Origin of the sequence: Cypionkella sp. (genome assembly GCF_030652235.1) — a bacterium.
In the GTDB taxonomy this organism is placed as follows: Bacteria; Pseudomonadota; Alphaproteobacteria; order Rhodobacterales; family Rhodobacteraceae; genus Cypionkella.
The window spans coordinates 123,237-138,493 of the sequence record NZ_JAUSBA010000026.1; the positions used below are offsets into that span (position 1 = coordinate 123,237).

The 15,257-nt window shown below is 60.3% G+C and carries 1 protein-coding gene (only partly in view); it reads left to right on the plus strand.

The window, feature by feature from the left end; genetic code table 11:
* A protein-coding gene (locus tag Q7V03_RS08390; RefSeq protein ID WP_304925147.1) for a calcium-binding protein crosses the window boundary here: on the plus strand, nucleotides 1-15,257 show its 5' portion. The gene runs 13,735 nt beyond the window's last position; 15,257 of the gene's 28,992 nt are visible here — the first part of the coding sequence; its start codon is at nucleotides 1-3; the stop codon falls past the right edge of the window.

A 15,257-nucleotide genomic window follows, 5' to 3' on the forward strand; every position in this document is an offset into this window, starting at 1 on the left:
TTGAGGCAAGCTGCGATCAGCTACCTGCTGGACCCGATTGAGCCGCGTATTCTGCTGAGTGCCGATCCAATGTCTGTGGTCCTGGCCAACAACATCGGGGTGGATGCAGGCGCCCATGTATCGGCGACGGTCAGGTTGTTTTCTGAGTCAGACGGCGGCGCCGCCGTTTACAAGTATGAAGTCCGCGATACCACGACCGGTGATATTTTGGTTGCGGCTACGCAAATCACATCAACCGGTGGTCTGAACTTTTCATCCGGCAGCGGCGACGACTCCATTTCCTTGAAGTTCGAAGATAGCTTCAGCTACGGCTCTGCTTTTGCGGTTTCGGTCGATGGCGGCACAGGGGCTGACACGGTCGAAGTCACATCGTTTGCGGCCGGCTATCTGGGAAATCTGAACATCGCTTCGGAAACCGTGGTGGTTTCTGCCCAAATTGGCTCCGCAGGCGCCTACGTCAATGACGTTACCATCCATGCCAACAGCACGGCGACTCTTGCGACGGCTTCAAGCCAGATTTCGGTGAATGCATCGATCTTCAGCCAAGGCATAGTGACCCTGTCAGCGCAGGCGATGGTCAGCGGGACGATCAACGTCGCGGTGCCAGAACTTGGCGAGGACGTGTCCACCGGGCAAATCGCACGCGTCACCCTGGCCGACAACATCACCGTACAGGCTGCGTCGCTGAACATCAGCACTTTGGCGAGGCTCGATCTTAATCTCGCGGCCAGCAACCAGTTGCTGTTCGCGGGTGAGGTTTCGGTCAACAGTCAGTCGCAGATCACCATCGGGCAGGGCGTTATTCTGTCCACGACCAACGCTGCCGGTATCATCCTTGCTGCATCGGACATTGTGAACATCAACGCGTCTGTCGCTGCGGCCGAGCTTGAAATACTGGGCGAAGATATCTTCAACATCAACGCATTGTGGATGCAGGTCGATGTTGCCCGGATCGTCGGTATAAGCGTGGGCGAGGCGGGCGTGGCGGGCGTTCCGGCCGCAGATACCGAGATCACCGCTGCGGACGCAGGCAACGTCGCGATTACCGCATCGAGCACGGGTGTTATCACCACCAAGGTCGAGAGCTCGTTTCTTGGCCTTGCAGAGGTTACAATTGGCGTTGTCAACGGTGCCGCTGGTGGCGTGCGTATTGATCTGACAAATGTGATTTTTGACGCCGGGGGTGCCCTTTTTGTCGAGGCGGCCGACTCGACGCAGGTTGCAACCTCGGCGATGATTGCGACAACGACGGCGGATGTCGCCGTAAGTGTAATTGTTACGGATTCCAACCTGACAGCTGGTTCGGACGTCACACTCGGCGCGCTAAGTACGGCGACCTATAGGGCGACGTCGACATTTGTGGGCACTGACAAGGTGCAGTTCACCGGTCCGTCGTTCAACTTCAAAGCGGCGTCGGCGATCAACATGGTGAATGGCGATATCGCCGTTGTTGTCACGCGCAGTGCAGTCGAAAGCACGGGCGGGACCATTCTTGTGAAGGCGACCGATCAGCGCTGGCTGGTTTCCACGACCAAGGCCGTGCAGGACATCGATACGAGGCTGTCGTCTTTGTTCGGTCCAGCCAAAACGAATCTGGCTGCCAGTGCAACCCTGAGCGTCAATGCGCTGACAGGTGGCGTGACGGCAAAGGTGGACGAGTCGACTCTGACTGCCCTTGGGGCCGTGTCGGTCAAGGCCAATCTTGAGGTCTTTCTTGATGCGCGCACAGTCGCGTCTGTCCTGCAAACCGGCGGCTCTGGCGCGGCGGCTGGCTTCTCGATTGCACAGAATTACATCGGCTATAATGTGACCAGTATCGCGGCTCAGGCATTGGGTGCGATTTTTGGCTATAGCTGGGGTCTGACGAAGACCACATATGACGTGCTGGGCCTCGTCCTGAATTCTGATGTGAATGCGGGCGGCGTTGTGGCTGTCGAGGCGACCAACCAAGCCGAATTGAATGCAACGGTTTCGAGCGTTGCGCAAAACGAGTCGAACGTGTTGTTCGGAAGCTCGGCCAGCTCTGCCATCGGTATGGTGATTTCGTCAACCAAGGTCGCCACGGCGGTCCGGGCAGCGATTGAAACCACGTCGGGGATCCAGCGAGTGCGTGGCGCTGGCGGCGTGTCGGTCGTGGCGCAGGACGTGGCCTTGATTTCGGCAAACTCGCGGGTCTACTCGTCTTCGTCGGCGACCAGCGACGGTGGTGCCAGCTATGCCAACATGCTGATCGGCCTGCTGTCAGATGCTGATTTTTATACGGATGGGGCCAAAGGCTATACTGGCACCAATCTGTTCGACTTGTCTGCAACCGTTTCGCCGACGCTGCATTTTGGCGACCGTGTGAATTTGCTGCCGAACTATGCGGATGACGCAGCGACAGGGGGCACGGGCCGGGGTGAAACTGGCACGGTCTATCGCTACCTTGGCGGCACGGCGGATATTGATCTTGCGACGGAAGACTTCACCAATCTGGACTACTGGCAGGCCGAGTTTGCATCTTCGATCCTGCCGCGCGGTGTCAACCTGTCGGATACCAATTCGATGGCGTTTGGCGGTCTTGTTGTGCGCAATGATGTCGAAGGCAGCGCTACCGCCGAAATCGTGAATGCGGATGTCTATGACAGCGGCGCGGTGACGGTGTCGGCCAGCCAGACCGGCAGCCTGACCGCACTTGCGGAAGTTGTCGTGAAAAGCTCGGGCAGTGTTGGGGACGCAGGCGGCACCGATATTGCCGTTGGCGGCGCGATCGTTATGAACTCGGTCAAGGGCACCTCGACTGCGCGGATTGTCAATAGCGACATCACGCTTCTGGCGGACAGTGCGCTGGAGGTTTCGGCGGTGAATGCCCTGACACTGGACGCAACGCTGGAAAACGGGTTGCAGACCGACGGCACCTCTGCGGCGGTTCTGGTGGTGATGAACAGCGTCGGCTATGATCCGGTAGATCTGTTCTCTGCCTCGTTCTCGGCACTGCTCGGGATTTCAACGTCCACGGCACAGCAAGATGGGGCCGTTGCCGAAATCACCGGGTCGAATGTATCGGCTGGCGCGGTGAGCGTTTACGCGGACAATGCCTCTTCGCTGACGGCGAAGCTTTTGGGCAGCGGTGGTGCGTCTGCGAGCGGCGTTCTTGCGTCCAACTTGTTGGCCGGGAAGGCCCGCGCCAGTGTTGACTTGACGGGCGGCAAGACGCTGACCGCCGGGGGTAATGTCACGATTGCGGCGGTTGATAACACCACATTGCAGGCTCACACCAGCATAAGCACCAGCCAGGCCGAGCCGGGCGGCGAGGATGTTGGGCTCGTCAATACGTTGTTGTCCAGCATCATGGACCGTTACGATTATACCTCGTTCTCGGGGATGAAGAATCTAACCTTTGGCGACATGGTCTATGTCGGCTCGAACAACCCGGAGCTGACTGGCACGCGCTTTAAATTCATGGGCGACGCGGCCTCGGACGTTGATCTTGCCACCGCCGATTATACTGACCGTGGCCTGTGGAAAGAGCTGACCGCCACCAACATCTACCCGACCGACCTGATTGATGGCGCAATCGCCACGATGGCGCCTGCGGATGACCCGGACGCCGAGGCAGAGCCGGAATCCGGCCCTTCCATGTTTGGCCTGATTTCCCGCAACCACGCCACAGGCGGTGCGCTGGCGGAACTGAAAGGCGGCATTGTTGTAGCCCAAGGGGATGTCACAGTCAGCGCCATCGAGCGCGCGACGCTGATTGCCAAGGAAAGCAGTGATGTTGCCGCTGATAAAGCGGCGGGTGGTGTGATTGCCACCAACACGCTGCTCAGCAAAGCGACGGCCAGCATTTTGGGTAGCACGGTAACGGCCGCCGCCGGTGATGTGCTGGTGACGGCGCAGAATCTGGCGATTGCGACGGCCACTGTGACCACCTCGATGGAGGGCGAAAGTGCTGCCAGCGTTGTGGTTGCTTTCAACGCGGTTGGTTTTGACGCGGCAAACATCTTTTTTGCGCTGACCGATGCCTTGCTTGGATCAAGCTATCTGAGCAATGAAACCCCGGTTGGCGCCACGGCCTATATCGAAAACTCGACGGTTCTGGCCGAAGGTTCGGTCACGGTGCGCGCTGATACGCGCGAAGTGCTGGCAGACGATCTGGGTGTGCTGAACGCGGATATTGTGCCGCAGGCGCTGGACGATATGTCCTTTGGGCAGGATGGCTCGCGCGACGAGGTCGCGGCTGCCGCCGCCCAGACTGCATTGGAAGCTGCATTTGGTCTTGCCGATGTGGCATTTGACGGGGCGTTCAGCGTCGAGACCTTGGTGCCGGGTGAATTGTGGTTCCTGCGCGACGAGTCGGGCATGGTCTGGCGTGTTGCGCTGAATGGCGATGCGCTTGAATTGGCACGCGTCAACCTGATGGATGCGGTTGTCGGCAATGCGGTCAGCACCAGCCAGACCAACGGTGCAATTCTGTTCGATGCGCTGCAAAGCGACGGGCTAAGCGAAGTTGGCAATTCGGCGGCGTTCGGGGCTGAAGGCACCGCCGCAGGTGGTATTTTGGCCAGCAACCGTGTCTCCAGCAATACCAAAGCCTGGATCAGCAGCGCAACTGACCAGACCGTAACCGCCACCACAGGTTCGGTGACGGTCGAGGCTGTGGACAGCGCGAATATCCTCAGCTCGTCTTCGCTTTCGGTTGAATCCGTGATCGAGAACAACATGAACGACTTCAAACAGTTGTTCATCGACATGTTGGCGGATGAATACAAATACACCACGCAATCCGGGCTTCAGACGGTGCAGGCGGGCGATTTGGTGCTCATCGACGCACCCATTCTTCAAGACGGCGGATCGGGCTTTATCAGTGCGAATTCGGTGTACAAGCGCGTTGCTTTGGGTGGGCCGATTGATTTCAGTTCGCTCAGCTATGCCGATCTGCAAAACACCGCGCTTTGGGTGCGAGTGAACGGCGATATTGATATCGGCGCGATGTTCCCCAATTTTGGCAACCTGTCCGACAGCAACTCCAGTGCGACCGGCGGGATTATTGTGACCAATCAGGTCAACGCCCATGTGTCGGCCTCGATCAGCGGCATGACGGTTGTGGCGGGCGGCGACGTTGTGGTTTCCGCAACTGCGGTTGCCGTTCTGTTGGCAGATCTAGAGGCGAATGTGGTGTCTGCGGGTGGCAGTGCCTGGGGAACAGGCACTGCGGTCTCTGTCAACGGCCAGATTGCCACCAATTCGGTGCAAAACAGCGCCACCGCCGAAATTCTGGAAAGTTCAGTAACGGCAGACGGCGATGTGACTGTCACCGCCTATCAGCGCAGCGTGCTGGATTCGCGCGTAACCTCGACCACGACCAGCGGCACCAGTTCGATCGGCGTGACCTTGGCGTTCAACAGCATCGGCTGGAACACGTCAAACCTGTTTTCGCAAACACTGGATGTGCTGATCGGTGATCCTTTGCTGACCGCTCTGGAAGGCGTTCCGGGGGCTGGTGCTTTGGCGCGGATCGTGAACAGCGGTGTCGATGCTGGCGGCGATCTGACCATCGAAGCGATATCGGCAACCCGGCTGAACTCCACCACATCCAACAGCACGCTGTCGGAATCAAAGGCGCTGGTCCAAGGCAATGCCAGTGCTTCGGCGTTGATGCTGGCGTCAAACAAGGTCAGAGGCGGCACCAGTGCCTATCTGAGCAACAGCGGTGCTGCGGCTGGTGTTGTTGTGAACACCGGCGGCAGTGTTGCTGTGACGGCATCTGATGAGCAACGCTTCTTCGCCAACAACAGCCTGACATCCGGCACATCCAGCGTGAATGATGGCGGCGCATCGGTGCTGCAATCCTCGATAAACTCGATGACGGCGACCGACTGGGTTGCAACGTTGGGGACCGAGCAGGAGATCTCGCTGAGCTTTGGCGATCTGGTGCGCGTGACGGACAGCGAAGGTGCTGTCAAAATATACAAATTCATGGGGGCATCGGACCTCGCTGCCCGCGATCTCGGGGAAGAAGACTACGCGGGCGACACCGATTACTGGCGCGAAACCCTTGCGTCAAAGGCGGTTCCGGCGATCAGCATCATGGGCGGCGTTGAAAGCAGCGTTGGCCTGATCGTGGTGCTGAACGATCTGCAATCCAGTGTGGAAGCCCGGATCGAAGACGCGGTTGTAACCACGACGGGTGGCGATATCGTCATTTCGGCGGATTTGTCGTCGCAGATGACGGTGCTGGTGGATGCGTCGGTCACGCAATCGGGCGGGGCCATTGCCACCAACGTGCTGCAAGGCGGCGCCTTGGCGCATGCTGTGGATGCCAGCCTGACGGCGACAACAGGCGATGTTTCGGTGTTGGCGTCGAATGAGACTGTGCTGGATGCCACGACGAAGATGCTGGCCGAAACCGGGGACGACTCGTTCACCTTAACGATGGCGTTCAACACGGTGGGCTGGAGGCCTACCAACATGCTGTTCAACGCAGTCGATACGCTGATCGGCGACCCTGCCGTGTCTTCGGCCTTTTCCGGCGAGAACCCGGTTGATGCCGTTGCCAGTATCACGCGCACCAGCGTTGACGCAGACGGAGCTGTTCTGGTTTCGGCGGAAAATCTTGCGGTCATCACCTCTGACACCTCGAACAATGCCACCAGCGAGGCCAGCGATCTGAGCGGCGCGTCTGGCAGCGTTATGGGCGCAATGCTGTCGCTGAACAAGGTATCCGGCGCGGCGCAGGCGCTGATCAACGGCACCACCGCCACGCTTGCCAATCTGCCAGATACGATTTCGGCGGGCGGCGGCGTGACGGTGACGGCTGTCAACCAGTCCGAGATCGACTCGATCAATACGCTGGCGCAGACCACCAGCGTCACCAATGATCTGGGGCTAAGCATCGCGGTTGCCTTCGTTGATGCGGCGCGCAACGACTATGATTACACGACGTATTCGGGCAGCCAGAACCTGCGCTATGGGCAGGTTGTACGGATTGGGTCGAACCCTCCGGCGGGGACGACCGAGGGCGATCTTTATCTTTACGGCGGCAACAACGGCGCTAGCGCTGACCGTGTTACGTTGACCGATCTGGGGACGACCACCTTCACTGGTGGCCTGTGGCAAAAGCTGCCCGGCGGCAGCATTCTGGATATGGTGCCGGAATTCATCAGCCTGAACGTAGGCGCATCCGATGCGTCTTCGGCGGGCGCGATGATTTCGATGAATGATGTACGTGGCGAAACCATCGCGCAGATCAACTCGGTGGATGTGAACGCTGTGGGCGATGTGGTGGTTTCGGCCACCAACATTTCGGCACTGTCGGCGCAGAACACTGGCAAAGCCCTGGCCAAGGGCGGCTCTGCCTTCAGTGGTGCGTCCACTGTGATGGCGATCAGCATAAATATGGCGACCAACGTGGTGCTGACATCAGCCACCGCCGAAATCCGCAACGCCGCAGTTGAAACGGACGGCGCGGTTTCGGTGCTTGCCGAGTCGACCGGCACGATTCTGGCCGACATTGCAACCCAGACCCAAGCCTTCGGCGGCGGCGGCGGGTCTTACGCCATCGGGGTTTCGCTGGCGTTCAACTCGGTCGGCTTCAAGCCGCAGAACTTCCTCTACAATACCGTCGATACCTTTATCGGCACCACGTTGACCGGCACTGACAAGGCGCAGGCTGCGGCGCGCATTGTGGATTCGGCTGTGACTGCCGCAAACGATATCAGCGTGGACGCGGTTTCGGATGCCTCTGTCCATGCGACGATCACCAATTCTGCCGTCGCAACCTCGATCAGCCTGAGCGAAAGCAACAGCGGCGTGTCGATTGCGCCAGTGATCGCCTTGAACCGCGTGGCCAGCGATGCGCTGGCCGAGATCACCGAAGGGGCCGTGACTTCAACCGGGATCAGAAGCACCGCCGGTTCGGTCAAGGTTTCCGCCACCGACAGTTCCGAGATTCTGGCGCATATCAAATCCAGTTCGGTTGCCGTCTCGGCGGGCACCAAATCCACACTTTCGGTCTCGATCGCGGCGACATTCGCGCGCAACGAGATCCTGTCGAATGCCACGGCCCAGATCGTTGGCGTGAACACGCTTTCGGCCGCACAAAACGTGCAGGTCATTGCCGCGCGCACCGCCACGATTGATGCGCTTGGCCTGTCGTCTTCGGTGGCGCTTGCCGCATCGTTTGGCAGTTCCTCGGCGCCTTCGATATCGGGCGGCGGCGCGGTTGCCGTGAACCGGATCAACGGTGGCGTGGCGGCACGGATCGAGCAGGCCAACGTGACGGCTGGCGGCGATGTGCTGGTGCAAGCCACGAACTCAGCCAGCATCTTTGCGACGATCGGCGTCATGGCCGCGACGCTTTCTGTGTCGGGCGGGTCGTCGACGGCCGTCGGGCTGGGCATTGCGGTTGCCGATAACCTGATCGGCTATTCCAATGCGATTCCGGCTTCAGTCACCTATACCAGTGACAGCCGCCCGATGACGCTGACCACCGGCCAGACGGTGCATGTCATCGGAGGCCATGCGCTGACCGGCGGATACTACCGCTTTACCGGGACGACCACCGCCTCGACGCTGAAAGATGGCAACAACACAACTGTCGGATTTGATCTGACCCAGCAAGATTACAACGACACCCGTTTGTGGGAACGCGTTGATCTGGCACGCACTTCCGCCGCAGCCACCGCTGAAATCGTGATGGGCAGTGTTATCGCCACGGGTGATATCGCCGTGCGGGCGACCGCGGGTCAAAGCATTGTCGCCACCGTCACCGCAGCAGTGCTGGCAATTTCTGGCGGCAAATCGGGGTTGTCATTCGCGGCGGCCGGATCAGTTGCCAAAAACAAGATCCTCGGTGGGGCGATTGCGCGCATCACCGATGCGACAGTCATTCAGGGTGAAAATCTGACGGTTCTCGCGCATGACACTTCGCTGGTCAACAGCGTGGTCTTGGCCGCGTCGGCGGCAGCGGCCATCGGACAAAGTGCTACAGCAATCTCGGTTGGTGTGGCAATTGCGCTGAACGATGTGGAAAACGCAGTGACCGCGTTGATTCAAGGGGTGGATTCGGTTGATCTGACCGGCAATCTGTCGGTAACCGCAACCGTCGCCCCTCCGGCCAATTTCACCGTGAACAAGGCGGCGCTTACGGCGGATCGCCTGAACGACGCGACCGAAACCGGCATGGTGAGCGTGGACGGTAAGGTGGTCGCCGACAGCGCCGACAAGGCCAGCGATGACGCGATTCTGACCGAGATTATCAATCTGTTGAACACCAACCTGCCGGTTGGCGAGAGAATTCCCAATACAATCAGTGCAGGGACCATCCGGCTGAGCAAATTGCGCGATGATGCGGGCTGGATTCTGATCGACGCTTCGGGGCGCGCCTTCACATTGGAAATTGACGGAACCTTGTTGAAGGTATCGTCCTCGACGATCAATTCGGCGGCGACGGCAGCTTCGATGGCGGTTGCTCTGGGGCAAACTGGGATCGCAATCTCTGGCGCGGGTGCCATCAGCAAGAATGATGTTCGTACCTCGGCCACCGCGACCATCCGCACCAGCGATGTTGTGGCAGCAGACAACGTGACAGTAACCGCGCTCAACGAGAGCGCGATCAATGCTGCTGTCATCGCGGTCTCGGCTGCGGTTGGCGTGGGCAGCACCGGGGTTGGTGCCTCGCTGGGGATGGCGATCGTGCTGAACCAGATCACGGGCGTTGACGCGAACAGCCCGGTTCGGGTGCTGGCATCCATCGAGGATAGCGACGTGGACGCGGGCGGGACCCTAGAGGTTACCGCCACCTCGCAGCAAACCATCAACGCGCTTAGCTTTGCCGGATCTGTCGCGATTGCGGCAGGCAGCACGGGCGTGGCACTGGCCGGGTCGGGCGTTGGCGTGACCAATGACATCAACGTGCAAACCAGCGCCTTCATCGACGGGCAGTATGCCGGGGCCACGGGTTTGGTGGCGATTTCGGCGGACAGCATTCTGGTTCAGGCGCGCAATGCCTCTGAAATCAACGCCTATGGCGGTGCCGCATCCATTGCGTTTGCCGCAGGCTCTACCGGGGTTGCCGTCTCCATCGGCGCGTCGGTTGTATTGAACGACATCGGCGGGACGACCTATGCCGCGATTACAAACACCACACGCGGCGTGCTTGCTTCGGCGGGCAGCATTCTGGTGGCGGGATCGGACACATCTGTTCTGAAAAGCACGGCGCAGGCCGCCGCGATTGCGGCTGGCTTCGGGTCCACTGGCATCGCGATTTCTGGTGCGGGCGCTTTTGCCACCAATATCATCACAGCAGCGGTTGCGGCTGAGGTTGTGGGATCTGACCTGACGGCCTCGGCTGGCGTTTCCGTCACCGCCACATCGACCGGCAGCATCAAGGCATCGGTCATGGCGGCATCGGCTGCGGTCGCAGCTGGATCGACCGGCATTGGCGCAAGCATTGGCGTGGCCGTGGTGCGTAACATCATCGGCTTTGGCACCATTGCCGCCAACAGCCTGACTCCGACTTTCAAGACAGCAACCGACCGACCGACCACGATCAATATCGGGAATACCGTCCATATCTCTGAAGGTGGGCGCGCGGGTCAGGTGTTTGCGTATCGTGGCACCACGGCGATCACCAAATCGGGCGGCGTTGATCTGTCGACCATGGATTATGCCAACACGGATATGTGGGAAGAAATCAGCCTGAGCCGGACTCCGGCCGGGATTTCCGCCCTGATCATGGACAGCGATATCACCGCATCCGGCGCGGTTCTGGTGTCTGCCATCAGCGAACAGCGGATTGATGCCGCGGTTTTTGCAGGATCGGCAGCAGTGGGCGCGGGCTCTGTCGGGGTTGGTGTTTCGGGTGCGGGTGTTGGTGTCACTAACAAGATCGCATCGTCCATCAGCGCGGTGATCGACGGCGGCACTATAAAGGCACGCAGCGTTTCGGTGCTCGCCAGCGATGACAGCTTGATCAACGCGTCAGCGCAGGCGGTTTCTTTGGCGGCGGGCTTTGGCCAAACTGGCGTTGCGGTCGCCATCGGTGTGTCTGTTGCCCATAACGTGGTCGACAATGATGTGCTGGCCAAGATCGACGGCGCAACGCTGACGGTTTCCGGCAGTGGCACGGCTGTGTCGGTGCGTGCCCTGACGGGCATCTCGGCGCCCACACTGACGCTTTCGCTGACGGCGACCAATCTGGATGACGCGGCGAAAACCGATACCAATTCGGCCGGCACGGCACTGGATGCTTCTGATGTGAGCGGCGACACGATTCTGCGCGGCGCGCTCAAGACCGCGCTGCTCAATGCAGGCGAAACCGTTTCCGGAAACCTGCGGGTTTCCATTGTCGAGGCGGGCAAGAAATGGGCCGTGATCGACGCCAACGGGGCACATTGGACGCTGGAACTGGTCGGATCGACCATCCGTGCCACCCGGTCCACAATCAATGCGGTGTCAACCGCCGCTTCGGTGGCGATCGGTGGCGGTATGGTGGGCGTGGCCTTGTCCGGCGCGGGTGCTTCGGCGGTCAATGCCATAACCTCTACAGCCAAAGCCACGATCACAGGCGCTACCCTGTCGCTGGCAACCGGCAGCGTGCTGGTGGACGCGCAAAGCAACGCGCGGATCAACGCCTCGGTCATGGCCACAGCCCTGTCTGCCGGGTTTGGGCAAGTTGGTGTCGGGATCAGTATCGGTGCGGCCATCTCGCGCAATTTCATCGGATTTGATGCACAGGGCGACGTCGTCGCCAATCGCGGTACAACCATTGCGACAGTGGAAAACAGCATCATCACCGCCTCGCAGGGCGGTCTGATCGTGAATGCCGCAAGTGGCCAGTCCATTCAGGCGCTGGTGATCGCCGGTGCGGGCGCCGTCGCGGCCGGACAGGTTGGCGTTGCGCTTTCGGGGGCCGGGGTTGAAGCAGAAAACAGGATCGGGTCGACGACGACAGCGCAGATTTTGGGATCAACGACCAATATCAACGCGACGTTGGTCGATGTTCTTGCGGCGGACACTTCGGTGATCGAAGCTTTGGCGGGCGCCGTCGCGCTGAGTGTGGCCGCAGGTATGGTTGGCGTTTCAGGGGCGATTGCCGCGTCGATTGCCGTCAACAGCATCAGCAGTGCGACCAGCGCCATCGTCAGCCGCAATGCTTTGTCGGGGGGGCTGGGATCGGTTCGCGCCACGTCCGGCGCGATCCGCGTGCTGGCGGACGATGACAGCACGATCAAGGCCACAGCCGCTTCGGTTGCGTTGGCGGCCGGGTTCGGGGTTGGCGGAATCGCCGTCAGCGGGGCAGGGGCTGAAAGTCAGAACGTGATCACCACCACGACGCAGGTTGTTGTGGATACCATGCGTCTGGAGGCCACGACTGGCATCACGCTTGCCGCCTCTGGTGCGGCTGTCATCGAGGCGCGGGTGATTTCCGCCGCCGCTTCGATGGGAGTGGGCGCAGTTGGCGTCGGCATTTCGGTCGGTGCCTCGCTGGCACATAACAGCATCGGCAATGGCAGCGGCAGTGGCGTTCTTGCCTCGGTGACCAATGCCATACTTGCGACCACCCAAGGCAGCATTTCGGTTGGGGCCGCGATGACCTCTAGCATCGATGCCTTGGTCGAAGGGTTTGCGGTGTCGGTTGCCGGGGGTCTGGTTGGTGTTGCCGCCAGCGGGTCGGGCGCAAGTGCCGATAACACGATTGACTATGATGTCAGCGCAACTGTTACCGGCAGTACGGTGACGGCGACTTCAGGCGGCCTGAATGTGACCGCCGGGGACACCAGTTCTATTGATGCGACAGTGCGATCCGCGTCGATCGCGGGTGCTGTCGGCCTGGGTGGCGCGGTGGCGATCGCGGTGTCCTTGGCCAATGCAGCGCTGTCGAATACGATTACGGCGCGCGTGCGCAACAGCGACGTGACCGCTGGGTCGATGACCGTTTCTGCCACGGATTCTGCCGCGGTGAACGTGGTTTCGTCGGCCTCCGCGATCAGCGGTTCTTTTGGCGGGGCTGCCATGTCGGGCGGTGGCGCCAATGCCACCATCATAAATGCAAATGTGACGTTGGCTGAGGTTGACGGCACCGCCTCGGACATCATCCTGACCGGGTTGGCAACGGTTTCGGCGCAATCGCTGGCCCATCTAACGGCAGAAGTTGATGTGACCAGCATCGCCGTTGGGCTGTTTGCGCTGGCCGCAGGCGGTGGCACAGCTTCGATCGCCACCGGGGGCTCGGTTGCCGGCCATGTGTCGGGCGTTGAAATGACGGCCGGCGGCCTGAGCGTGTCGGCGCTGAGCGGGGTTTCGCAACGTACAACCGTCTGGGGCATGACCGTCGGTGCCACCGCAGGCGTGGGTGCCAGCGTGGCGGCTGTTGCAACCAGTCGCTCTGTTGCCGCCACGGTTGGCGGAAGTTCCGGCACTTATCACTTGGGTAGCCTGACAGTTGCGGCCGAGGCTGGCGGAATCAATGGCAGCGCCATCGAAGATGTGGCGGCCTACGCGTCGGGTGGCGGGCTTTTGCTTGGGGTGCAATCCACATCCGCGACGGCGACGAATACCAGTCAGGTCGATGCCGGCATTGAATCCGGGGCGACTCTGGTCGTCAGCGGCAATGCCGTGATCTCTGCGAGCGGCAGCGATGCGCAGCAGATCCGCTCCAAGGCCGTCGCGGGTGGCCTGATCGGCGTGGGTGCGGCCTATGCCTCGGGCACCACCAATACCGGGGTCAGCGCCACGATCGGTGAACTCGTTCAACTGACGGCAGGCAATCTGTCCATCTGGGCCGTTGGCAGCGATGCGGTTTCCGTGGGGGTTGTCGCGGGGGCCTATGGTCTGGCCAGTGGCTCGGCGGCGACGGCCACCACCCACATTACATCGGATGTTTTTGCCGGGATCGTCGACGCGAGTTCCTCAGATCGCAAATCAACTGTCAATGTCATCGGCACATTCCAGATTGCAGCTTCGCATCTGGCAAACCCGGATGCGGAAATCGACACCAGCGCTTATGGCGTTCTGGCCGGGTCGGGCGCTGCGGCAAGCAACACCATCGGTTCGACCGTGGCGGCAGAGCTGGGCAACCACTCGGTGGTTGCCGCGGGAACGCTGGACATCAACGCCACCAATCGGTTGACGGGCTGGATTGATATTGATGGCAAGACGGGTGGTCTGGTCTCTGGGGCAAGCGCTGATACGCTGACCACCGTGCGTTTTGACACCAGCGTGCGCTTTGGCACCAACAGCGTTGTGGATGTAACGGATGTTGACGGCACACTTAAGGCTGTGGTGTTCAACGCCCTCGAGCAGTGGCACAAAGTAAAACTGGTCACCGGCGGCGCATTGTCTGGGGCAGGGGCCTATGCCGAGTTCGACGGCACTGATGTGCTGGGCGAAATCATCGTCGGTCCGGGGGCTGTGCTGCGGTCGGATGGCGAGATCGAGATGGAGGTGGATGGAACCACTGACATCAATCTGCAATCTTATTCTGAAACCTTCGGGGCCGCGACCGTGGCGCTTGGTTATGCCAACGCCGATGTCACCCCGATCAATCGGATCGTTTTCCAAACTGGCTCGTTCGTGCGAGCTGCGGAAGACATGTTCATCAGCACAGGCACCGACCGAGATCTGTCTCTGCCGAACCATGCGCTGGAAATGCGGGTTGACAACTTTGCCGGATCTTTGATTCCGATCTCCAGCCTGAAAACACGCGCGCTCTATGAAGCGCATAACCTCGTTCAAATTGATGCAGGGGCTATTCTGGAGGGTTATGCCAACATCGACCTGAACGCTGACGGTTTCAACATTGCCAGCGTTGTCGGTGTGGCGAAGGCGACCAACTGGGCTGCCTCGATCGGCAATGCACTTGGCGGTGGCAGCGTCGGCTCGGGCGCGGGTGCAACGCGCTCTGTCATCATGGGCGATGTGGTTAACAACGGCACGATCCGCACCGGCATCAAGCGCAATGTTGCACTGACTCTGATTGTGAACTCTGCCGGTGACACGGTCATCGACACGGCACATTCGACGGGCGAATGGATCAACGGGGTGTTTGTCAGTGACATCGGTTTCACCGCCGGCCGTCAGGTGCTGCAATCGGCGCAGTTCACTACAATCACGCAAGCGCGTGAAAACATTCAGACCTATTCGAATAACGCAACACTGGTGGCGTTTTATACCGCACAGATCGCACGGATTGAGCAGGAACTTATTCTGCTGGGGTTGGCTGAAGTCATGTCAGATGGCACGGTCGTGCCGCTGACCCCCGAAGTTGATACGGT